Origin of the sequence: Geobacillus sp. FSL W8-1251 (genome assembly GCF_038005945.1) — a bacterium.
GTDB classification, from domain to species: Bacteria; Bacillota; Bacilli; order Bacillales; family Anoxybacillaceae; genus Geobacillus; species Geobacillus stearothermophilus.
Genome location: NZ_JBBOUF010000001.1, coordinates 1,584,088 through 1,606,222, shown reverse-complemented (window position 1 = coordinate 1,606,222; position 22,135 = coordinate 1,584,088). Strand labels below are relative to the sequence as shown.

18 protein-coding genes, 2 tRNA genes, 3 rRNA genes, 1 other RNA gene and 1 other annotated feature (1 of these 25 cut by a window edge) are annotated in these 22,135 nt (G+C 53.4%); of the genes, 22 read left to right on the top strand and 2 right to left on the bottom strand.

Annotation, left to right across the window (positions count from 1 at the left end; genetic code table 11):
• Positions 1-56: a binding site (T-box leader), on the top strand (it extends 165 nt beyond the left edge of the window).
• 53 nt (positions 57-109) lie between these two features.
• Positions 110-1,384, top strand: a complete 1,275-nt coding sequence (gene serS / locus NSS88_RS08480) for a serine--tRNA ligase (protein ID WP_033014225.1) — start codon at positions 110-112, stop codon at positions 1,382-1,384.
• A 236-nt stretch (positions 1,385-1,620) separates the two neighbouring features.
• Here the strand turns inward: serS and NSS88_RS08475 are convergent, their stop codons facing one another.
• Positions 1,621-2,907: a glycoside hydrolase family 18 protein gene (locus tag NSS88_RS08475; protein WP_033014224.1), complete on the bottom strand. Its 1,287-nt coding sequence runs from the start codon at positions 2,905-2,907 to the stop codon at positions 1,621-1,623.
• A gap of 86 nt (positions 2,908-2,993) precedes the next feature.
• Between NSS88_RS08475 and tadA the strand changes: the two genes are divergently transcribed.
• The 20 genes from tadA (at position 2,994) to rsmI (ending at position 19,358) form a co-directional block, all read left to right on the top strand.
• Positions 2,994-3,476 carry a tRNA adenosine(34) deaminase TadA gene (gene tadA / locus NSS88_RS08470; RefSeq protein ID WP_033014223.1) on the top strand — a complete coding sequence of 161 codons (483 nt, stop codon included), beginning with the start codon at positions 2,994-2,996 and terminating at the stop codon, positions 3,474-3,476.
• A gap of 53 nt (positions 3,477-3,529) precedes the next feature.
• An RNA gene (gene ffs, locus NSS88_RS08465) (signal recognition particle sRNA large type) lies at positions 3,530-3,794 on the top strand.
• A 210-nt stretch (positions 3,795-4,004) separates the two neighbouring features.
• A complete protein-coding gene (dnaX, locus tag NSS88_RS08460; protein WP_049625375.1) occupies positions 4,005-5,687 on the top strand; it encodes a DNA polymerase III subunit gamma/tau in 1,683 nt (560 codons plus the stop codon).
• 27 nt (positions 5,688-5,714) lie between these two features.
• Complete coding sequence (locus NSS88_RS08455) at positions 5,715-6,038, top strand: YbaB/EbfC family nucleoid-associated protein (protein WP_375153696.1); 324 nt, start codon at positions 5,715-5,717, stop codon at positions 6,036-6,038.
• A 9-nt stretch (positions 6,039-6,047) separates the two neighbouring features.
• Entirely contained in the window at positions 6,048-6,644 is a 597-nt protein-coding gene (recR, locus tag NSS88_RS08450) for a recombination mediator RecR (protein ID WP_033008839.1), read from the top strand.
• Between the two features lie 23 nt (positions 6,645-6,667).
• Positions 6,668-6,892 carry a YaaL family protein gene (locus tag NSS88_RS08445; RefSeq protein WP_033008840.1) on the top strand — a complete coding sequence of 75 codons (225 nt, stop codon included), beginning with the start codon at positions 6,668-6,670 and terminating at the stop codon, positions 6,890-6,892.
• A 72-nt stretch (positions 6,893-6,964) separates the two neighbouring features.
• Positions 6,965-7,231, top strand: a complete 267-nt coding sequence (locus tag NSS88_RS08440; RefSeq protein WP_049625376.1) for a pro-sigmaK processing inhibitor BofA family protein — start codon at positions 6,965-6,967, stop codon at positions 7,229-7,231.
• Between the two features lie 254 nt (positions 7,232-7,485).
• Positions 7,486-9,044, top strand: a 16S ribosomal RNA gene (locus NSS88_RS08435).
• An 84-nt stretch (positions 9,045-9,128) separates the two neighbouring features.
• A tRNA-Ile gene (locus tag NSS88_RS08430) sits at positions 9,129-9,202 on the top strand.
• An 8-nt stretch (positions 9,203-9,210) separates the two neighbouring features.
• Positions 9,211-9,286: transfer RNA gene (locus tag NSS88_RS08425), tRNA-Ala, on the top strand.
• 179 nt (positions 9,287-9,465) lie between these two features.
• Positions 9,466-12,393: ribosomal RNA gene (locus NSS88_RS08420) — 23S ribosomal RNA — on the top strand.
• 83 nt (positions 12,394-12,476) lie between these two features.
• A 5S ribosomal RNA gene (rrf, locus tag NSS88_RS08415) occupies positions 12,477-12,593 on the top strand.
• Together the 16S, 23S and 5S rRNA genes with 2 tRNA genes alongside form the textbook arrangement of a ribosomal RNA operon.
• A gap of 119 nt (positions 12,594-12,712) precedes the next feature.
• Entirely contained in the window at positions 12,713-12,919 is a 207-nt protein-coding gene (locus NSS88_RS08410) for a sigma factor G inhibitor Gin (protein ID WP_055358755.1), read from the top strand.
• 318 nt (positions 12,920-13,237) lie between these two features.
• Positions 13,238-14,677, top strand: coding sequence for an aminotransferase class I/II-fold pyridoxal phosphate-dependent enzyme (locus NSS88_RS08405; protein WP_033014214.1), 1,440 nt, complete (start codon positions 13,238-13,240; stop codon positions 14,675-14,677).
• A 20-nt stretch (positions 14,678-14,697) separates the two neighbouring features.
• Complete coding sequence (gene tmk / locus NSS88_RS08400) at positions 14,698-15,372, top strand: dTMP kinase (protein WP_033009015.1); 675 nt, start codon at positions 14,698-14,700, stop codon at positions 15,370-15,372.
• Positions 15,373-15,409: 37 nt separating this feature from the next.
• Positions 15,410-16,402, top strand: a complete 993-nt coding sequence (gene holB, locus NSS88_RS08395; RefSeq protein ID WP_033009012.1) for a DNA polymerase III subunit delta' — start codon at positions 15,410-15,412, stop codon at positions 16,400-16,402.
• A gap of 13 nt (positions 16,403-16,415) precedes the next feature.
• Positions 16,416-17,243: a PSP1 domain-containing protein gene (locus tag NSS88_RS08390; RefSeq protein ID WP_049624435.1), complete on the top strand. Its 828-nt coding sequence runs from the start codon at positions 16,416-16,418 to the stop codon at positions 17,241-17,243.
• Positions 17,244-17,259: 16 nt separating this feature from the next.
• Positions 17,260-17,622, top strand: a complete 363-nt coding sequence (yabA, locus tag NSS88_RS08385; protein ID WP_033009009.1) for a DNA replication initiation control protein YabA — start codon at positions 17,260-17,262, stop codon at positions 17,620-17,622.
• 62 nt (positions 17,623-17,684) lie between these two features.
• Positions 17,685-18,434: a tRNA1(Val) (adenine(37)-N6)-methyltransferase gene (locus tag NSS88_RS08380; RefSeq protein ID WP_033014217.1), complete on the top strand. Its 750-nt coding sequence runs from the start codon at positions 17,685-17,687 to the stop codon at positions 18,432-18,434.
• Between the two features lie 15 nt (positions 18,435-18,449).
• Positions 18,450-19,358: a 16S rRNA (cytidine(1402)-2'-O)-methyltransferase gene (rsmI, locus tag NSS88_RS08375; RefSeq protein WP_033014213.1), complete on the top strand. Its 909-nt coding sequence runs from the start codon at positions 18,450-18,452 to the stop codon at positions 19,356-19,358.
• Positions 19,359-19,377: 19 nt separating this feature from the next.
• Here the strand turns inward: rsmI and NSS88_RS08370 are convergent, their stop codons facing one another.
• Positions 19,378-19,671 (bottom strand): AbrB/MazE/SpoVT family DNA-binding domain-containing protein, encoded by a 294-nt coding sequence (locus NSS88_RS08370; protein WP_033009007.1) that lies wholly within the window; start codon positions 19,669-19,671, stop codon positions 19,378-19,380.
• Between the two features lie 394 nt (positions 19,672-20,065).
• Between NSS88_RS08370 and metG the strand changes: the two genes are divergently transcribed.
• A complete protein-coding gene (metG, locus tag NSS88_RS08365; protein ID WP_033014212.1) occupies positions 20,066-22,015 on the top strand; it encodes a methionine--tRNA ligase in 1,950 nt (649 codons plus the stop codon).
• Positions 22,016-22,135 lie beyond the last annotated feature (120 nt).

Below are 22,135 nucleotides of genomic sequence, written 5' to 3'. Positions count from 1 at the left end.
AAGGCATCGCAAGCCTTCAATAAGGGTGGCACCGCGGGGTCGCTCCCGTCCCTTTTGGGGACGGGGGCTTTTTTATGTATAATATTGAATGGAAAAGGAGGTAAAAGCCATGCTGGATGTGAAAATATTGCGCGCCCAGTTTGAAGAAGTGAAAGAAAAACTAATGCAGCGCGGCGGAGATTTGGCGAACATCGACCGGTTTGAACAGTTGGACAAAGAACGCCGCCGTTTGATTGCTGAGGTGGAAGAGCTAAAAAGCAAACGCAATGATGTGTCGCAGCAAATTGCCGCCCTTAAGCGCGAGAAAAAGGATGCGGAGCCGCTGATCGTCCAAATGCGCGAAGTCGGCGACCGCATTAAGCAAATGGATGAGCACATTCGCCAACTGGAAGAGGAACTCAACGCCCTGTTGTTATCGATTCCAAATATTCCGCATGAATCCGTACCGGTCGGCCAGTCGGAAGAGGACAATGTCGAAGTGCGGAGATGGGGGGAGCCGCGTTCGTTTTCGTTTGAACCGAAACCGCATTGGGATATCGCCGACCAGCTTGGTCTGCTTGATTTTGAGCGGGCGGCTAAAGTGACAGGAAGCCGGTTTGTGTTTTATAAAGGGTTGGGCGCCCGGCTTGAGCGGGCGTTAATCAACTTTATGCTTGACATCCATCTCGATGAATTCGGCTATGAAGAAGTGCTGCCCCCCTATTTGGTGAACCGGGCAAGCATGATTGGAACCGGGCAATTGCCGAAATTTGCCGAGGATGCGTTTCATTTGGACAGCGAAGACTATTTTCTCATTCCGACAGCGGAAGTGCCGGTGACGAACTTGCATCGCGATGAAATTTTATCTGCAGATGATTTGCCGCTTTACTATGCAGCGTACAGCGCCTGTTTCCGCGCTGAAGCTGGTTCGGCCGGCCGCGACACAAGAGGGCTCATCCGTCAGCATCAGTTCAACAAAGTGGAGCTTGTTAAGTTTGTCAAACCGGAAGATTCATACGAGGAACTGGAAAAATTGACACGGCAGGCGGAAACGATTTTGCAGCGGCTCGGGCTTCCGTACCGCGTTGTCGCCTTGTGCACCGGAGACCTTGGATTCTCGGCGGCGAAAACGTACGATATTGAAGTTTGGCTGCCAAGTTACGGAACGTACCGGGAAATTTCGTCGTGCAGCAACTTTGAGGCGTTTCAAGCGCGCCGTGCCAACATCCGCTTCCGTCGCGATCCAAAAGCGAAACCGGAGTACGTGCATACATTAAACGGTTCGGGGCTAGCCATTGGGCGGACGGTCGCCGCCATTTTGGAAAACTACCAGCAAGAAGATGGATCGGTCATCATCCCAGAGGCGCTCCGCCCATACATGGGAAACCGGGACGTCATCCGTTAAAATCGTTGGTTGACTTTTCCCGGCAGCCGTGTTATAGTGAATGACGTTGGCGACGGAGAAAAAGAGGCGGCGGACGCCGGCCTCGAATGCTTCTCTGCCAAAGCGATAAAGAACAGTACTGACGCGCATAAGAGGAGATTGTCATCTGGAACGGCTGATCGGAATCGCCGTTTCCAGCCATAAAAAAACCCGCCGGGAGAAAGGCGGGTTTTTTTATCTCTTTGGCGCGGGCGGCCTTATCTTTTGACGACTGCAAACTGGTCGGAAAGGAGCAGCCAGTTTTGCGGGAAATCGAAGCCCAGTTTCCAATAGCTGACTCCGCGCAGGCCAAGTTCTTTCACGAGATTGAATTTTGCCTGAATGGAGCGGGCGTCCTCAAACCATACTTCGTGCTCGCGCCCGTTTTCATCGCGGTAGCGAAAATGCGGCGCCTGCGCCTCGGTGTCGTATTCAATCGCGACGTTATACCTCGCGGCGAGGGCGATGGCCTGCTGCGGGCTGATGGCGCGGGCGTACGGTCCGCCCGGTACGTACGGCAGTGTCCAATCATAACCATACAAATTTTGCCCCATTAAAATCTTTCCGGGAGGCATTTCCGAGACGGCGTACTTGAGGACACGGCGGACAGGGCCGATGGGGGAGACCGGCATCGGCGGACCGCCGCTGTAGCCCCACTCATACGTCATTATGACGACAAAGTCGGCAATTTGTCCATGGGCGCGGTAGTCATGGGCTTCGTACCAACGTCCGCGCTGGGTGGCGCTCGTTTTTGGCGCCAGGGCGGTCGACATCATCCATCCTTCCCGTTCAAATCGCCGTTTCGCTTTGCGCAAAAACGCATTATACGCCTCACGGTCTTCCGGGCGCAAATATTCAAAATCAAAATGGATGTCGCGGAAGCCATACCGTCTGGCGGTGGCGACAATGTTGTCGAGTAGACGATTTTGCAGCGTTTCATTCGTCAAAATAAGCGCGCCCAGCTCGTCGCTGAACTGCCCGTTTTCAATGTTGGCGACAACCATCACGAGCGTGACGCGGTTGGCGCGGGCGATATCCGGAAAGTCGTCAAGCGGCGGCTCTTGCAATGTCGCGTCGCGCCGAATGGCAAAATAAAAGGGACTTAAATACGTTAAATGTGGAGCGGCTTCGCGGGCGCTTGCTTCCAACGCCGGACTGACGGTCGCACCGCGCGGTTCAATATAGGCGTTAAACTCCGCTCTCCGCTTGGCTCCGGGCGGAATGTAAAGACGCTGGCCGACCCGCAATGGCGCATTTAACGAGAGGCGGTTCACTTCCGCGAGACGCTGCATCGGAATGGAAAACCGGCGGGCAATCGACCATAAACTGTCTCCGGGTTGCACCCAATAAAAACGACCGACGATCGGAATCACGAGCGCCTGACCGACGACAAGACGGTCGGGATTTGGCAGCTTGTTCGCCCGAACAATGTCCTCGACCGTCGTTTCATATGCTTTAGCGATCCCGCTTAACGTTTGTCCTCTCTGTACGACATGGATCTGCATCGCTTGACCTCCTAGTTGCGTCTTCATTCTCCATATTTTATGATGGAAAAGAAAGAGAAATGACCGTTTGTGCAAAGGGGTATATGATGAGCAACGATGAGTATTACATGAAGTTGGCGATTGAAGAAGCAAAAAAAGCTGAACGGATCGGCGAAGTGCCGATCGGGGCCATCATCGTTCAAGACGGCCGCGTCATCGCCCGCGCCCATAATTTACGGGAAACGGAACAGCGCGCGATCGCCCATGCGGAGGTTTTGGCCATTGACGAAGCGTGCCGGGTGACCGGCTCATGGAGGCTTGAACGGGCGGTGTTATACGTGACGCTTGAACCGTGCGCCATGTGCGCGGGGGCCATCGTTCTTTCCCGCATTGAGCGGGTCGTATTTGGAGCTAGCGACCCAAAAGGGGGATGCGCCGGGACGTTAATGAACTTATTGCAGGAAAACCGGTTCAACCACCAGGCTGAGGTTGCAAGCGGCGTGTTGGCGGAGGAGTGTGGGGCGCTGCTGAGCGGCTTTTTCCGCCGATTGCGCGAACAAAAGAGAAATGTTGGCGGAAGTTCCAACTAAAATTCGGCCTGTGTACATTGCATTTTCCCTATAAACGCGCTATACTGATAGTGCCGTGCTAAGCGGGGAGGTAGCGGTGCCCTGTACTCGCAATCCGCTCTAGCGAGGCTGAATCCCTTCTCGAGGTTAGTCTGTTGTGAGGCCTGTCTCAAGTAAGTGGTGTTGACGTCTGGGTCCCGCGCAATGGGATTCCGTGAACCCTGTCAGGTCCGGAAGGAAGCAGCAGTAAGCGGATGCTCCCATGTGCCGCGGGGGCGCCTGGGCTGAGCCAACTGCTTGAGCAACGCTCGGGGCAGCTAATCGACAGAAGGTGCACGGCCTTACATAAGCAGCAAGAGGGTGTCCCAAAAGCAATGGGACACCCTTTCTTCATTGACAAGATGCAGAGGCAATTTGCTTCGGCAACACGATCATATTGTATCTCTTTTACATAGAGAGACGATCTTTTGGGACAGCCTCTTTTTATTTTAAAATAGGGCAGAACGTTATATAATAGTGGAGATGAGAGGAAGAGGAGGGCCGTTTTCCGTGGCATACCAAGCGTTATACCGTGTTTTTCGGCCGCAGCGTTTCGCGGACATGGTCGGCCAAGAACACGTGACGAAAACGTTGCAAAGCGCCCTGCTTCAACATAAAATATCGCATGCCTACTTATTTTCCGGACCGCGTGGGACAGGCAAAACGAGCGCGGCGAAAGTGTTCGCCAAGGCGGTCAACTGTGAACAGGCCCCGGCGGCCGAGCCGTGCAATGAATGTCCCGCTTGCCTCGGCATTACAAACGGAACGATTCCCGATGTGTTGGAAATTGACGCTGCTTCCAACAACCGCGTCGACGAAATCCGCGACATCCGTGAAAAAGTGAAATTTGCGCCGACCTCGGTTCGTTATAAAGTGTACATTATCGACGAAGTGCACATGCTGTCAATCGGCGCGTTTAACGCGTTGTTGAAGACGCTTGAGGAACCGCCCAAACACGTCATTTTCATTTTGGCCACCACCGAGCCGCATAAAATCCCGGCGACGATCATTTCCCGCTGCCAACGGTTCGATTTTCGCCGCATCCCGCTGGCCTCCATCGTTTCGCGGTTGAAATATGTGGCGAACGCCCAGGGCGTAGAAGCATCCGACGAGGCGCTGTCGGCTATCGCCCGCGCTGCCGATGGAGGGATGCGCGACGCGCTCAGTTTGCTTGACCAGGCGATTTCATTCAGCGATGGGAAGCTTCGGCTTGATGACGTGTTGGCGATGACCGGAGCGGCATCATTTGCCGCGTTGGCTGATTTCATTGCCGCCATTCATCGGAAAGATACAGCGGCTGTTTTGCAACAGTTTGAAGCAATGATGGCGCAAGGAAAAGATCCGAATCGTTTGGTTGAAGATTTGATTTTGTATTATCGCGACTTGTTGCTGTACAAAACGGCCCCTCATGTGGAAGGAGCCATCCAAATTGCGGTCGTTGACGAAGCGTTCACCTCGCTTTCGGAAGCGATTCCTCTTTCCGATTTGTACGGAGCGATTGAGCTGTTGAACAAAAGCCAGCAGGAGATGAAGTGGACGAACCACCCGCGTCTTCTCCTCGAAGTGGCGCTCGTCAAGCTTTGCCATCAGCCAGCGGCTGCTGCTCCATCGCCGAACGCTTCTGAACTTGGGCCATTGATCAAGAGGATTGAAACGCTGGAAATCGAGCTGCGCCGCCTAAAAGAGCAGGCGCCTGCCGTCCCGCCGGAGGCGCCTTCTGCGAAAAAAACGGCGAAAGCGGTGAAAACCGGGGGATATAAAGCACCGGTCGGCCGCATTTACGAATTGTTGAAGCAGGCGACGCATGAAGACTTAGCCTTGGTGAAAGGCCGCTGGGCCGACGTACTTGATGCGCTGAAGCGGCAGCATAAAGTGTCGCACGCCGCTCTCTTGCAGGAGAGTGAACCGGTCGCAGCAAGCGCTTCAGCATTTGTGTTAAAGTTTAAGTATGAAATTCACTGCAAGATGGCGACCGACCCGGCGAGTTCGGTCAAGGAAAATGTCGAAGCAATTTTATTTGACCTGACGAACCGCCGTTTTGAAATGATCGCCATTCCGGAAGAGGAATGGGGGAAAATAAGGGAAGAATTTATCCGCAGCAAAGAAGCGAAAGCGGAAAAAAGCCAGGAAGACCCGTTGATCGCCGAAGCGAAACGGCTGTTTGGCGAGGAATTGATTGAAATCAAAGAATAAACGAATTGAAGGAGGATGCCAACCATGATGCGTGGCGGAATGGGAAATATGCAAAAAATGCTGAAGCAAATGCAGAAGATGCAAAAAGAAATGCAAAAAGCACAGGAAGAGCTGGCAGAAAAAACAGTGGAGGGCACGGCAGGCGGCGGCATGGTGACGGTCATCGCCAACGGCCATAAACAAATTTTAGAAGTGAAAATTAAAGAAGAAGTCGTTGACCCGGACGATATTGAAATGCTCCAGGATTTAGTTTTGGCAGCGACAAACGATGCACTCAAAAAAGCTGATGAGCTGGCCAACGATATGATGGGGCAGTTTACGAAAGGACTCAACATTCCAGGGCTGTTCTAGGGGGAAGCTATGCATTATCCAGAACCGTTATCCAAACTGATTGACAGTTTTATGAAATTGCCCGGAATCGGTCCAAAAACGGCCGCCCGCCTCGCGTTTCACGTGCTGGCGATGAAAGAAGACGTTGTGCTTGAATTCGCCAAAGCGCTCGTCGACGTAAAGCGGCATATTCATTATTGCACGATTTGCGGGCATATTACAGATGCGGACCCGTGCTACATTTGCAAAGACGAACGGCGCGACCGGACGACCATTTGTGTCGTCCAAGACCCGAAAGATGTCATCGCTATGGAGAGAATGAAAGAATACAATGGCTTGTACCATGTGCTGCATGGAGCCATTTCTCCGATGGAAGGCATCGGTCCGGAGGACATTAAGATCGCCGAGCTGCTGGCGCGGCTGCAGGATGAGACGATCCAAGAAGTGATTTTAGCGACTGACCCGAACATTGAAGGGGAAGCGACAGCGATGTATATCTCACGCCTGCTCAAACCAACAGGAATCAAGGTAACCCGCATCGCCCACGGCTTGCCGGTAGGCGGCGATTTGGAATATGCGGACGAAGTGACGTTGTCAAAAGCGTTGGAAGGACGCCGCGAACTGTAGAGAGAAAGAAGGTGGGGATCGGTTTGTTATGGCGGCGGAAGGGGAAATTAAAAAGACAATTTGACGAAAAGTTGATGGCCGAACTGCAACAAGCAAGAGCGGAGTGGTTTGAACAAAAACAGCTCATTGAAAAAAGCGTTGACCCGTCTCGAGAGGTGCTGAGCGCGCTCCAACTGGCGGAGGCCAAGTATTTTTTTCTTCTCCGCGAAGCGAAGCACCGTCGTGTTACACTGAAGGAAGTGCGTTGACTTCCTTTTTTGTTCTTTTTTCCCCAAAGGCGCATATGCTTGTAGTACAAGCATAGAAGGGGGCATGAAACGTTGGAGCCGAAAGTGGTGATTACCGTATTGTCGGCGCTCATTGCCGTGTTGCTCGTTGTTGGCGCCCGCCTTAAGGCGCTTCGCTTTATCGGCCATGCCGCTATCCGCCTGATCGTCGGGGCGCTGGCGCTGTTTGCCATTAACGCGATCGGCGGGCAGTTCAGCATTCATATTCCGATTAACCTTATCACCTCGCTCGTTTGCGGATTTCTTGGCCTTCCAGGGGCTGCGGCATTAATTGTGATTGACCAATATATTCTGTCATGATTCATAATGAAAAGGCATCGTCTAGTCAAAATGCCTTTTCATTTTTTTATGAAAAACTATTGACTTTTGTATAGATATAAAGTATATTAATAAACGTCGCTGTTCATAAAAAACATGTTGACAGCGAATTGAACAGTAATTATAATAATAAAAGTGCGCAACACTAAATCGAAAGCTCCTTGAAAACTAAACAAAACGCAAGCGTCATGAAAAAAACTTCGGCCGCATTGGCCGAAGCAAAAGCCAATCAACTTTCTTTGGAGAGTTTGATCCTGGCTCAGGACGAACGCTGGCGGCGTGCCTAATACATGCAAGTCGAGCGGACCGGATTGGGGCTTGCCTTGATTCGGTCAGCGGCGGACGGGTGAGTAACACGTGGGCAACCTGCCCGCAAGACCGGGATAACTCCGGGAAACCGGAGCTAATACCGGATAACACCGAAGACCGCATGGTCTTCGGTTGAAAGGCGGCCTTTGGGCTGTCACTTGCGGATGGGCCCGCGGCGCATTAGCTAGTTGGTGAGGTAACGGCTCACCAAGGCGACGATGCGTAGCCGGCCTGAGAGGGTGACCGGCCACACTGGGACTGAGACACGGCCCAGACTCCTACGGGAGGCAGCAGTAGGGAATCTTCCGCAATGGGCGAAAGCCTGACGGAGCGACGCCGCGTGAGCGAAGAAGGCCTTCGGGTCGTAAAGCTCTGTTGTGAGGGACGAAGGAGCGCCGTTCGAAGAGGGCGGCGCGGTGACGGTACCTCACGAGAAAGCCCCGGCTAACTACGTGCCAGCAGCCGCGGTAATACGTAGGGGGCGAGCGTTGTCCGGAATTATTGGGCGTAAAGCGCGCGCAGGCGGTCTCTTAAGTCTGATGTGAAAGCCCACGGCTCAACCGTGGAGGGTCATTGGAAACTGGGGGACTTGAGGGCAGGAGAGGAGAGCGGAATTCCACGTGTAGCGGTGAAATGCGTAGAGATGTGGAGGAACACCAGTGGCGAAGGCGGCTCTCTGGCCTGCACCTGACGCTGAGGCGCGAAAGCGTGGGGAGCAAACAGGATTAGATACCCTGGTAGTCCACGCCGTAAACGATGAGTGCTAAGTGTTAGAGGGGTCACACCCTTTAGTGCTGCAGCTAACGCGATAAGCACTCCGCCTGGGGAGTACGGCCGCAAGGCTGAAACTCAAAGGAATTGACGGGGGCCCGCACAAGCGGTGGAGCATGTGGTTTAATTCGAAGCAACGCGAAGAACCTTACCAGGTCTTGACATCCCCTGACAACCCAAGAGATTGGGCGTTCCCCCTTCGGGGGGACAGGGTGACAGGTGGTGCATGGTTGTCGTCAGCTCGTGTCGTGAGATGTTGGGTTAAGTCCCGCAACGAGCGCAACCCTCGCCTCTAGTTGCCAGCATTCGGTTGGGCACTCTAGAGGGACTGCCGGCGACAAGTCGGAGGAAGGTGGGGATGACGTCAAATCATCATGCCCCTTATGACCTGGGCTACACACGTGCTACAATGGGCGGTACAAAGGGCTGCGAACCCGCGAGGGGGAGCGAATCCCAAAAAGCCGCTCTCAGTTCGGATTGCAGGCTGCAACTCGCCTGCATGAAGCCGGAATCGCTAGTAATCGCGGATCAGCATGCCGCGGTGAATACGTTCCCGGGCCTTGTACACACCGCCCGTCACACCACGAGAGCTTGCAACACCCGAAGTCGGTGAGGTAACCCGCAAGGGAGCCAGCCGCCGAAGGTGGGGCAAGTGATTGGGGTGAAGTCGTAACAAGGTAGCCGTACCGGAAGGTGCGGCTGGATCACCTCCTTTCTAAGGATGTATTGACAAACTTTTCCGGTTTGATTATAATGACGCTTGTCGTTTTGTTTAGTTTTGAGGGAACTTTCCCTCCATGGGCCTATAGCTCAGCTGGTCAGAGCGCACGCCTGATAAGCGTGAGGTCGGTGGTTCAAGTCCACTTAGGCCCATCGGTTGCGGGGCCTTAGCTCAGCTGGGAGAGCGCCTGCTTTGCACGCAGGAGGTCATCGGTTCGATCCCGATAGGCTCCACCACTTTTCTTGATTCGTTCCTTGAAAACTAGATAACCGGAAAAGCGGAGGCGAGTGTTTCGCCGCGATGGGCAAATGTTCTTCGCCCGCAGGGGTGCTGGCACCCCGAGGGGGAAGGTTATTTGACCCCGAGCGGCGGCGAGCCGATGCTAGACAATAAGGAAGAAGCCGAGAGCGCTGTAGGTTAAGCTAGAAAGGGCGCACGGTGGATGCCTTGGCACTAGGAGCCGATGAAGGACGGGGCAAACGCCGAAACGCTCCGGGGAGCTGTAAGCAAGCGTTGATCCGGAGATGTCCGAATGGGGGAACCCACTGTCCGTAATGGGGCAGTATCCATGCCTGAATCCATAGGGCATGGAGGGCACACCCGGGGAACTGAAACATCTTAGTACCCGGAGGAGAAGAAAGCAAACGCGATTCCCTGAGTAGCGGCGAGCGAAACGGGAACAGCCCAAACCAAGAGGCGTGCCTCTTGGGGTTGTAGGACCGCTCATTGTGGGAGTGAGAAAGGAACGGGGTAGACGAACCGGTCTGGAACGGCCGGCCAGAGAAGGTGACAGCCCTGTAGTCGAAACTTCGTTCCCTCCCGAGCGGATCCTGAGTACGGCGGGACACGGGAAATCCCGTCGGAAGCAGGGAGGACCATCTCCCAAGGCTAAATACTCCCTAGTGACCGATAGTGCACCAGTACCGTGAGGGAAAGGTGAAAAGCACCCCGGAAGGGGAGTGAAAGAGAACCTGAAACCGTGTGCCTACAAGTAGTCAGAGCGCGTTCATGCGTGATGGCGTGCCTTTTGTAGAATGAACCGGCGAGTGACGATGGCGTGCGAGGTTAAGCCGAAGAGGCGGAGCCGCAGCGAAAGCGAGTCTGAACAGGGCGAAAAGTACGTCGTCGTCGACCCGAAACCAGGTGATCTACCCATGTCCAGGGTGAAGGCCGGGTAACACCGGCTGGAGGCCCGAACCCACGCACGTTGAAAAGTGCGGGGATGAGGTGTGGGTAGGGGTGAAATGCCAATCGAACTTGGAGATAGCTGGTTCTCCCCGAAATAGCTTTAGGGCTAGCCTCGGGATGGAGAGTGTTGGAGGTAGAGCACTGATTGGGCTAGGGGCCCTCATCGGGTTACCGAACCCAGTCAAACTCCGAATGCCAACGACTTATGCCCGGGAGTCAGACTGCGAGTGATAAGATCCGTGGTCGAGAGGGAAACAGCCCAGATCGCCAGCTAAGGCCCCAAAGTGCACGTTCAGTGGAAAAGGATGTGGAGTTGCAAAGACAACCAGGATGTTGGCTTAGAAGCAGCCACCATTTAAAGAGTGCGTAATAGCTCACTGGTCGAGTGACTCTGCGCCGAAAATGTACCGGGGCTAAACGTGCCGCCGAAGCTGCGGGATGACCGTTGGTCATCGGTAGGGGAGCGTTCTAAGGGCGTTGAAGCCAGACCGGAAGGACTGGTGGAGCGCTTAGAAGTGAGAATGCCGGTATGAGTAGCGAAAACAGAGGTGAGAATCCTCTGCGCCGAAAGCCTAAGGGTTCCTGAGGAAGGTTCGTCCGCTCAGGGTTAGTCGGGACCTAAGCCGAGGCCGAAAGGCGTAGGTGATGGACAACAGGTTGAGATTCCTGTACCACCTCCTTCCCGTTTGAGCGATGGGGGGACGCAGGAGGATAGGGCGAGCAGGCGGCTGGAAGAGCCTGTCCAAGCCGCAAGGCTGATCCGTAGGCAAATCCGCGGATTGTAAGGCCAAGCGGTGATGGCGACGGAGTCATCCGGAAGTCCCCGATTTCACACTGCCAAGAAAAGCCTCTAGCGAGGGAAGAGGTGCCCGTACCGCAAACCGACACAGGTAGGCGAGGAGAGAATCCTAAGGCGCGCGGGAGAACTCTCGTTAAGGAACTCGGCAAAATGACCCCGTAACTTCGGGAGAAGGGGTGCTCGTTTGGGTGAAGAGCCCGAACGAGCCGCAGTGAAAAGGCCCAAGCGACTGTTTATCAAAAACACAGGTCTCTGCGAAGCCGAAAGGCGACGTATAGGGGCTGACACCTGCCCGGTGCTGGAAGGTTAAGGGGAGCGCTTAGCGGAAGCGAAGGTGCGAACCGAAGCCCCAGTAAACGGCGGCCGTAACTATAACGGTCCTAAGGTAGCGAAATTCCTTGTCGGGTAAGTTCCGACCCGCACGAAAGGTGTAACGACTTGGGCGCTGTCTCAACGAGAGACCCGGTGAAATTATACTACCTGTGAAGATGCAGGTTACCCGCGACAGGACGGAAAGACCCCGTGGAGCTTTACTGCAGCCTGATATGGAATTTTGGTATCGCTTGTACAGGATAGGTGGGAGCCTGGGAAGCCGGAGCGCCAGCTTCGGTGGAGGCGGCGGTGGGATACCACCCTGGCGATATTGAAATTCTAACCCGCACCCCTTAGCGGGGTGGGAGACAGTGTCAGGCGGGCAGTTTGACTGGGGCGGTCGCCTCCCAAAAGGTAACGGAGGCGCCCAAAGGTTCCCTCAGAATGGTTGGAAATCATTCGGAGAGTGCAAAGGCACAAGGGAGCTTGACTGCGAGACGGACAGGTCGAGCAGGGACGAAAGTCGGGCTTAGTGATCCGGTGGTTCCGCATGGAAGGGCCATCGCTCAACGGATAAAAGCTACCCCGGGGATAACAGGCTGATCTCCCCCAAGAGTCCACATCGACGGGGAGGTTTGGCACCTCGATGTCGGCTCATCGCATCCTGGGGCTGTAGTCGGTCCCAAGGGTTGGGCTGTTCGCCCATTAAAGCGGTACGCGAGCTGGGTTCAGAACGTCGTGAGACAGTTCGGTCCCTATCCGTCGCGGGCGCAGGAAATTTGAGAGGAGCTGTCCTTAGTACGAGAGGACCGGGATGGACGCACCGCTGGTGTACCAGTTGTCCCGCCAGGGGCACCGCTGGGTAGCTATGTGCGGACGGGATAAGCGCTGAAAGCATCTAAGCGTGAAGCCCCCCTCAAGATGAGATTTCCCACCGCGTCAGGCGGGTAAGATCCCTCGAAGATGACGAGGTCGATAGGTCCGAGGTGGAAGCGTGGCGACACGTGGAGCTGACGGATACTAATCGATCGAGGGCTTAACCTAACAAGAAAAGTGGAGGCGCCGCGGCTTCTTCCTGAAACGGTTATCTAGTTTTCAGGGAACGAATTCCTGACAACCTCATATGGCCTAGTGGTGATAGCGGAGGGGAAACACCCGTTCCCATCCCGAACACGGAAGTTAAGCCCTCCAGCGCCGATGGTAGTTGGGGCCAGCGCCCCTGCAAGAGTAGGTCGCTGCTAGGCGGAAAACAGAGCACCCCATTGTGCATAACGCGCAATGGGGTGCTTTTTTTTACCCTTTATCGTCTACTAGTATAGAATGTTATCAGTGTGGGAAACATAGAGAATGGGAGGTGAAAAGCGTGGGGGCGCCGGTGATTGGGAAAAATCGACGTGAAAAAGTTTGTCTCGTTTGTGAGCAAGAAAAAGAGAAGGGCATTTTCCTTTTTGGCCGTTTTCTTTGTATTGACTGTAACCAAGCGATTGTACAAACGAATACGGATGACCCAAATTACGCATTTTATGTGCAGAAGCTTCGGAAAATGGTTGCGTCGAAAATTTACTCATGAAGGCCTGTACAGGGCCTGTTTTTATTTTTCTTCGGGAAAAATGGCGGCCGTTGTCTGTTCATTTTCTTTCCGGCTGGTTCATGTTAATATTATTTTTAGCATTTCCCATCAGGCTGGCGAAACACAATGATTTCGGCCGACCCGTGTTTTGGGCTGCAAGGGAAGAGCTGTTTTGAAAAGGTTTCTCATCTTGGAAAAAGCACGTTTGGGGCCGATGGTTCAACCAATCATCAGCCTTCATACATATCGGGTGTCTGTGTACTTTTGGTGCATGTGGCCGTTGCACTTCGTAAATGATGATTAGGAAAGAGGATCATGATGGATCAAGCGAAAACTCCTTTATATGATGCATTGGCACGGCATTGGGCCCGCCGCCCCGTGTCTTTCCATGTGCCGGGGCATAAGTATGGGGCGTTGTTTCCGCCGCAGGCAACGGAATTTTTTGCGCCGTTGCTGGCTCTTGATGCGACGGAGATCGGGGGGCTTGACGATTTGCATCATCCGGAATCGGTTATCGCTGAGGCACAGTCATTGGCGGCTGAACTGTATGGGGCTGCTAAGACATTTTTCCTTGTCAACGGGTCAACAGCGGGCAATTTAGCGATGATTGCCGCTGTATGCGATAAAAATAAACAGAAAGTCATCGTACAGCGCAACTGCCATAAGTCAGTGATGCATGCGCTGCAAATCGCGGGGGCGGCTCCGATTCTCCTTTCCCCCGAATTTGACAGCGATGTACGCGTCGCCTCGCATGTTCGTGCCGAAGCTGTCAAGGAAGCGCTTGAGCTTCATCGCGATGCGGCGGCTGTTGTGTTGACCAATCCAAACTATTACGGGATGTCTATTGATGTAACGGACATCGTCCGCTTTGCCCATGAACGCGGCGTTCCCGTTCTAGTTGATGAAGCGCATGGCGCCCATTTTGCGGCTGGCCCGCCGTTTCCTCAGTCAGCGCTTGCCTGCGGCGCCGATGTCGTTATCCAGTCGGCGCATAAAACGCTGCCGGCGATGACGATGGGAGCGTTTTTGCATGTAAACAGCGAGCGGGTTGATCTTGAACGGTTGAAATATTTTTTGCAGTTGTTTCAGTCAAGCAGCCCGTCTTACCCGATTATGGCCTCGCTCGATTTGGCGCGGCGCTACGTCGCTCAGCTGACGGTGGACGATGTCGCGGCGATTGTCGCTGAAATTGACGGATTTAAGACAGCGCTTGATCGTATTAGCGGGGTGGCGGTCGTTTCCTCCCGTCAGCCCGGTGTTCAAACCGATCCGCTGAAGGTGACGGTGCAGACGCGCAGCTCGCTGACGGGCTATGAACTGCAGCGGCGTCTTGAGGAAGAAGGAGTGTTTGCCGAACTGGCTGATCCTTCCAATGTTTTGCTCATTTGCCCGCTTGCTGCCACTGGACGGTTGATGGAGGCGGCGGAGAAAATCAAATGGGCGTGGCGCGATCTGCCGGTTGAGGAAACGCCGCCGTTTGACTTCATCCCTTGCGTACATCCTCCGATGTCGACAGTGGTTCCATACGATGAGTTGCGCCATGTGCGGACAAAAGCCGTCGCGATCGAGGAGGCGGAAGGGTGCATAGCGGCGGAAACGGTTATTCCGTATCCACCCGGGGTGCCGCTCGTTTGGGTTGGGGAGCGGATTGACGGGCGCCATATTGAGCAGATTCGCCGTCTTCTCGGCCATCGGGCGCATATACAAGGAGGGAGCCGGCTTAGGCACGGGCAGCTGGTCGTCTATGAACTCGAATGAGAGAAAGGATGCCGTGAACGATGAACGGGTATTTTTTTTCGTTTGAAGGGCCGGAGGGGGCTGGAAAAACGACGATGGTCGGCAAGCTCGAATCGTTGTTGCGCAAGCGTGGATTTGACGTGATGGCGACGAGGGAGCCGGGCGGGGTGCGCATCGCCGAGGCGATTCGCGCCATTATTTTGAATCGCGATTATACGGAAATGGATGGACGGACGGAAGCATTGCTGTACGCGGCGGCCCGGCGCCAACACTTGCTCGAGAAGATCGTGCCGGCGCTTGAGGCGGGGCGCATTGTTCTTTGCGACCGGTTTGTGGACAGTTCGTTGGCTTACCAAGGGTTTGCCCGTGGGCTTGGCATTGAGGAGGTATGGAAAATTAACGAGTTTGCCATTGATGGATATATGCCATCGCTCACCATTTATTTCGATCTTGACCCAAAAATCGGGCTCGAACGGATTCGGAAACATACGGGGCGGGAGGTCAACCGGCTCGATCTCGAGGCGTTGTCTTTCCATACGAAAGTCAGGGAGGGGTACTGGAAGCTCGCCAAGCGGTTTGCCGACCGAATCGTGGTGATCGATGCGAGCCGGCCGCTCGATGTCGTGTTTGACGAGACGGCCGCGGCAGTGCTCGCCTGCCTGGAAGGAAGATCAAAGCGCGATTTCCATGAATCCGGCCGTGATGATTTGCCATAAACATGATAGAATAGAAGGTAAGAAATGAGAGAGAGTGATGGCGATGCGATGGGAGCAGCTGGCCAAGCATCAGCCGGTGGCGGCGAAAATGCTGCAAAGCGGCCTTGAAAAAGGGCGGATTTCCCATGCGTACTTGTTTGAAGGGCAGAGGGGGACGGGAAAAAAAGCCGCTAGCTTGTTGTTGGCAAAAAGCTTGTTTTGCTTGTCCCCGTCAGGAATCGCCCCGTGTTTGGAATGCCGCAACTGCCGGCGCATCGATTCCGGCAACCATCCGGACGTTCGGATGATCAGCCCGGATGGAGGGTCGATCAAGAAAGAGCAAATCGAATGGCTGCAACAAGAGTTTACAAAAACAGCCGTTGAGTCGGATAAGAAGATGTATATCGTCGAGCACGCCGATCAAATGACAGCCAGCGCAGCCAACAGCCTGCTGAAGTTTCTGGAGGAGCCGCATCCGGGAACGGTGGCCGTGCTGTTGACCGAGCAATATCACCGAATGTTAGGAACGATTATTTCCCGCTGTCAAGTTCTTTCTTTCCGACCGCTGCCGCCGGCGGAACTCGCGGCCCGGCTCATGGAGGAGCGCGTGCCGCCTTCGTTGGCGTTGCTGGCGGCCCACGTGACGAACAGCTACGATGAGGCGTTGGCGATCAGTCAAGACCGTTGGTTTGCTGATGCGCGAACGTTAGTGCTACAATTGTATGAGATGCTCGGCAAACCGGAGCTGCAGTTGCTGTTTTTCATCCACGATCGTGTGGTTCCGCACTTTTCGGAAAAACACCAGCTTGACCTTGGCCTCGATTTGCTTTTATATATATACCGCGATTTATTGCATATTCAGGTGGGACGGAGCGAGGGCGCCCTCTATCGCGACCATCTTGACCGCCTGCAGCAGTGGGCGCTTTCTTGCCCGCAGCGGCGGATTTTGGACAGCATGGAAGCGATTTTGCAAGCGAAAGCGCGTTTAAATACAACGAACATGAGCCAGGCGCTGTTGATGGAGCAGCTCGTTCTTCAATTAAAGCGGTAAAGGAGGGAGAGCGTTGTATACTGTCGTCGGTGTCCGCTTTAAAAAAGCGGGGAAAATTTATTATTTTGATCCAGGTGATTTCATCATTCCCGTCGGCGAATTTGTCATCGTCGAAACGGCACGCGGCATTGAATACGGAAAAGTCGTCATCGCCAATAAACAAGTCGATGAAAACGATGTGGTGCTGCCGCTGAAAAAAGTGATCCGCGTCGCGAACGAAAAAGACAAATGGGTCGTTGAAGAAAATAAAAAAGCGGCGCGCGAGGCGTACGACATTTGTTTGCGCAAAGTGGAAGAGCACGGGCTGGAAATGAAGCTTGTTGATGTTGAATATACGTTTGACCGCAACAAAGTCATCTTTTATTTCACCGCCGATGGCCGCGTCGATTTCCGTGAGCTTGTCAAAGACTTGGCCTCGATTTTCCGGACGCGCATCGAGCTGCGGCAAATCGGGGTGCGCGATGAGGCGAAAATGCTTGGCGGCATTGGACCGTGCGGCCGCATGCTTTGCTGTTCGACCTTTCTTGGCGATTTTGAGCCGGTGTCGATCAAGATGGCGAAGGATCAAAACTTATCGCTCAACCCGACGAAAATTTCCGGGTTGTGCGGACGTCTCATGTGCTGCTTAAAATATGAGAGCGAGGAGTACGAAACAGCGAAAGAACAACTTCCTGATTTAGGGGAATATGTCGAAACGCCGTATGGCTTTGGCAAAGTCGTCGGGTTAAACATTTTGGAGCGGGTGTTGCAGATCGAATTGCCGGAGCACGGGCGGGTCGTTGAATATACGCTCGATGAGCTGATGAAGAACGGGACGCTGTCCATTCGTGTCGCAGATTAATTTGGGGTGGGGCCATGTGGAAAAGGTAGACAAAAAAGAAGTGTTTCAATTGGTGGCCAATATGGAGGAGCAGCTGAGCCATTTTTACCGTGAGCTTGTGCAGCTGAAGCAACGCGTATCAGAACTTCTCGAGGAGAACCATCAGCTGCAGATTGAAAACGCCCATTTGCGCCGGCGGCTCGAGCAGATGTCGGAAGCATGGGATGAGGAGAAGAAAAAAGAAACGAAACAGGGCAAAAAGCTGCTTGACATTGGCGAAGGGTATGACAATTTGGCACGCCTTTACCAAGAAGGATTCCATATTTGCCACGTCCACTACGGAAGCGTTCGCACGGAAGGCGATTGTTTGTTTTGCTTGTCGTTTTTGAACAAAAAATAAAGGCAGTGCTCCCCTTTCCATTTCGGAAAGGTTATTTTTTTCTATGGAGGATTGTGCGCAAAATGGTGGAATTGTACGCAGATGAACGACTCGATTATTTGCTCAATGAGGAGCTTCGCATTATCCAAAGTCCGTCTGTGTTTTCCTTTTCCCTTGATGCCGTGCTGCTTGCCCATTTTGCCTACATGCCGATTCAAAAGGGGAAGATTGTCGATTTATGCACAGGCAATGGGGTCATCCCGCTGCTGTTAAGCCGGCGGACAAAGGGGAAGATTATCGGCATCGAAATTCAGGAGCGGCTTTGCGACATGGCGAGGCGGAGCGTCGCATACAACGGACTTGAAGGACAAATTGAAATCATACACGGTGACATTAAAGAGGCGCCGCAGCGCATCGGCTACAGCCAGTATGATGTTGTCACATGCAACCCTCCGTATTTTCCGACTGTTGGCCGAGAGGAGCTAAGCAAAAATGAACATTTTGCCATCGCCCGCCATGAAATTTACTGCACGCTGGAGGATGTCGTTCGTGTCAGCAGCCAGCTGCTGAAACAAGGCGGAAAGGCGGCGTTCGTCCATCGGCCTGGACGGCTGTCCGACCTTGTGACGTTTATGCGCCGATACCGGCTCGAGCCGAAACGGATTCGGTTTGTATATCCAAAAGCGGGCAAAGAAGCGAACATGATTTTAATCGAGGGGATGAAAGATGCGAACCCGGACTTAAAAGTGTTGCCCCCGCTCATCGTGTATGGCGAGGATGATGAATATACCGAAGAAACGAAGCGCATTCTATACGGCATCATTTCATCGTAAAGGGGCGGGAGACGGATGCTTTGGCACCAAAAAAGCTTTGCTGACCGAGATAAACAAGGAACGCTGTACATCGTGCCGACGCCGATCGGCAATTTGGACGATATGACGTTTCGCGCTGTGCGGATCCTGCGGGAGGCGGACGTGATCGCTGCGGAAGACACAAGGCAGACGAAAAAGCTGTTGTCGCATTTCGACATTCATACGCCGCTCGTCAGCTACCATGAACACAATAAATATGCGAGCGGCCGGCAGCTTGTCGAATGGCTGAAAGAAGGGAAAACGGTGGCGCTGGTGAGCGACGCCGGCATGCCCGGCATTTCCGACCCTGGCTATGAGCTTGTTGCTGCTGCACTGGATGAACGGTGCCGCGTCGTGCCGCTTCCCGGAGCCAACGCGGCAGTGACGGCGCTCGTCGCCTCCGGGCTGCCAACGGAGCGTTTTTTGTTCGTCGGTTTTTTGGACCGGTCGAAAAAAGAAAAACGAGAGCAGCTGCTGTCGTTGAAAACAGCGCGGGAAACGTTGATTTTTTATGAGGCGCCCCATCGCTTGAAAGAAACGCTTTCTGTCATGTACGACGTGTTCGGTGAACGGCGCATTGCTCTTTGCCGTGAGCTGACGAAACGGTTTGAGGAATTCATCCGCGGCGATTTGAGCGAGGCGGTTGCTTGGGCCGAGACGGCGGACATCCGCGGCGAATTTTGCCTCATTGTCGAAGGGGCGCGCGGCGGTGGACATGAAGCCATGCAAGAGGAGGGGGCATGGTGGCAGCCGCTGTCGATTGTCGAACATGTCGACTATTATGTTCAAGAGCAGGGCCTTTCCGTAAAAGAAGCCGCAAAGCAGGCAGCGGCTGATCGGCATATGTCCAAACGCGACGTCTATCAACAGTACCATCAGCAGCAAGAAAAAAAAGAGTTTCTCTGAAACCAGAGAAACTCTTTTTTTACTCGTTGTCCGCCGCTTCTTGCAAATGCTGGCGGATTTCCTGCAGCAAAATTTCCGCGCCTTCGCGGCTTAAAATGATTTTGCCGCCCGCTAATTTAAAGTTGTCGTCCGATACTTCCCCCGTGACGACGCATGTCATATTCGGCTTATATTTTTTCAAAATGATGCGATCGTCATCGACGTAAATTTCCAATGCATCCTTTTCGTTAATGTCCAGTGTACGGCGCAACTCAATCGGGATGACGACACGGCCCAACTCATCGACTTTACGTACGATCCCCGTCGATTTCATCGTCTGCTCTCCTCTCCGCAATGATTTTTATCGTTTATTCGTCAATATTCGACAAATTTCCTACACCCTAATCATATCAGTGTTTCCATTATGCGTCAATCCTTTAATATGTAAAATTTTAAAAAAATGTATATTGTTATTGTGGAAAAAAGTTTGTGGTTGGGTATAAAGGAACATGAACCATTTTATTTGCCAAAACTCTATCCCTCTATAATAAATTCGCGGCGATTGCCCAAAATAAGGAGGTATTTTTGCCCATTTGCGTATATTTTTTTCGTCATGGAGAAATAGATGTTTTTGTACAATGAAAAAATTATGTAAAATAGAAGTAACGCCGCTCTCGTCCTCAGGACAGGGGCTTTTGTGCGCAACAGTACGAGGGAGGGCCTAACCGATGGAGAAAAAGACGTTTTATTTGACGACGCCGATTTATTACCCAAGCGACAAATTGCACATTGGCCATGCTTATACGACCGTGGCGGGGGATGCGATGGCTCGCTATAAGCGGCTGCGCGGCTATGATGTCATGTATTTGACCGGAACGGACGAACATGGGCAAAAAATTCAGCGCAAGGCGCAAGAAAAAGGGGTCACGCCGCAGCAATATGTCGACGACATTGTCGCCGGCATCCAAGAGTTGTGGAGAAAATTGGACATTTCATACGACGATTTTATCCGGACGACACAGGAGCGGCATAAAAAAATTGTCGAAAAGATTTTCGCCCGTCTTGTCGAACAAGGTGATATTTATTTAGGCGAGTATGAAGGCTGGTACTGCACGCCGTGCGAATCGTTTTACACCGAACGGCAGCTTGTTGACGGCAACTGCCCAGACTGCGGCCGGCCTGTTGAAAAAGTGAAAGAAGAGTCGTACTTTTTCCGGATGAGCAAATACGTCGACCGCCTGCTGCAATATTACGAAGAAAATCCAGATTTCATCCAGCCGGAATCGCGGAAAAACGAGATGATCAACAACTTCATCAAGCCGGGGCTCGAGGACTTGGCTGTATCGCGGACGACGTTTGACTGGGGCATTAAAGTGCCAGGTGACCCGAAGCACGTCATTTACGTCTGGATCGATGCGCTGGCCAACTACATCACAGCGCTCGGCTACGGTACGGACAACGATGAAAAGTTTCGCAAATATTGGCCGGCGGATGTCCATCTCGTCGGCAAGGAGATCGTCCGCTTCCATACGATTTACTGGCCGATCATGCTGATGGCGCTCGGCCTGCCGCTGCCGAAAAAAGTGTTCGGACATGGCTGGCTGCTGATGAAAGATGGGAAAATGTCGAAATCGAAAGGCAATGTCGTGGATCCGGTGATGATCATTGATCGTTACGGGCTTGATGCACTCCGCTACTATTTGCTGCGGGAAGTGCCGTTTGGCTCTGACGGGGTGTTTACGCCGGAAGGGTTTATCGAGCGCATCAATTACGATTTGGCCAACGATTTAGGCAATTTGTTGCACCGGACCGTCGCGATGATTGAGAAATATTTTGGCGGCGCGATTCCGCCGTACCGCGGCCCGAAAACGCCGTTTGACCGAGATCTTTCCGAAACGGCGCGCGAGGTTGTCCGTCAATATGAAGAGGCAATGGAGCGGATGGAGTTTTCCGTTGCCCTCTCCGCCGTTTGGCAGCTGATTGGCCGAACGAACAAATATATCGACGAAACGCAGCCATGGGTGTTGGCGAAAGAGGAAAGCAAACGGGAGGAACTTGCCTCTGTCATGGCCCATCTAGCCGAATCGCTCCGCTATACGGCGGTGTTGCTGCAGCCGTTTTTGACGCGCACGCCGGAGCGCATCTTCACCCAGCTCGGCATCAGCGACCGTTCATTGAAAGAGTGGGACAGCCTGTACGATTTCGGCCTTATTCCGGAAGGGACGAACGTGCAGAAAGGGGAGCCGCTCTTCCCACGCTTGGATATCGGCGTTGAAGTCGAGTACATTAAGGCGCATATGCAAGGCGGCAAACCGGCGGAAGCGGCCAAAGAGGAAAAACAAGCGGCTCGGGCGGAGGAAATCTCCATCGACGACTTTGCGAAAGTCGACTTGCGCGTCGCCGAAGTCGTGCACGCCGAGCGAATGAAAAACGCCGACAAGCTGTTGAAGCTCCAGCTTGATCTCGGCGGCGAGAAGCGGCAAGTGATTTCCGGCATCGCCGAGTTTTACAAGCCGGAGGAACTCATCGGCAAAAAGGTCATTTGCGTCGCCAACTTAAAACCGGCCAAGCTGCGCGGCGAATGGTCGGAAGGAATGATTTTGGCCGGAGGCAGCGGCGGCGGCTTTTCGTTGGCAACCGTCGACCAGCACGTGCCAAACGGCACAAAAATCAAATAATGCAACGAACGGATGAGGGGGTGTCGTCGTTGACACCTCCTTGTTGCTATTTTGTAATGGAAATGTTACTAAATTGTGACATACGTAACTAATTTCTATGCTACACTTAACATCAAGGTG

Bases quoted from the DNA above. Each gene is read 5' to 3' on its own strand.
- serS (WP_033014225.1), top strand. From the start codon at position 110: ATGCTGGATGTGAAAATATTGCGCGCCCAGTTTGAAGAAGTGAAAGAA.
- NSS88_RS08475 (WP_033014224.1), bottom strand. From the start codon at position 2,907: ATGCAGATCCATGTCGTACAGAGAGGACAAACGTTAAGCGGGATCGCT.
- tadA (WP_033014223.1), top strand. From the start codon at position 2,994: ATGAGCAACGATGAGTATTACATGAAGTTGGCGATTGAAGAAGCAAAA.
- NSS88_RS08455 (WP_375153696.1), top strand. From the start codon at position 5,715: ATGCGTGGCGGAATGGGAAATATGCAAAAAATGCTGAAGCAAATGCAG.
- recR (WP_033008839.1), top strand. From the start codon at position 6,048: ATGCATTATCCAGAACCGTTATCCAAACTGATTGACAGTTTTATGAAA.
- NSS88_RS08405 (WP_033014214.1), top strand. From the start codon at position 13,238: ATGGATCAAGCGAAAACTCCTTTATATGATGCATTGGCACGGCATTGG.
- tmk (WP_033009015.1), top strand. From the start codon at position 14,698: ATGAACGGGTATTTTTTTTCGTTTGAAGGGCCGGAGGGGGCTGGAAAA.
- holB (WP_033009012.1), top strand. From the start codon at position 15,410: ATGGCGATGCGATGGGAGCAGCTGGCCAAGCATCAGCCGGTGGCGGCG.
- NSS88_RS08380 (WP_033014217.1), top strand. From the start codon at position 17,685: ATGGTGGAATTGTACGCAGATGAACGACTCGATTATTTGCTCAATGAG.
- rsmI (WP_033014213.1), top strand. From the start codon at position 18,450: ATGCTTTGGCACCAAAAAAGCTTTGCTGACCGAGATAAACAAGGAACG.
- NSS88_RS08370 (WP_033009007.1), bottom strand. From the start codon at position 19,671: ATGAAATCGACGGGGATCGTACGTAAAGTCGATGAGTTGGGCCGTGTC.
- metG (WP_033014212.1), top strand. From the start codon at position 20,066: ATGGAGAAAAAGACGTTTTATTTGACGACGCCGATTTATTACCCAAGC.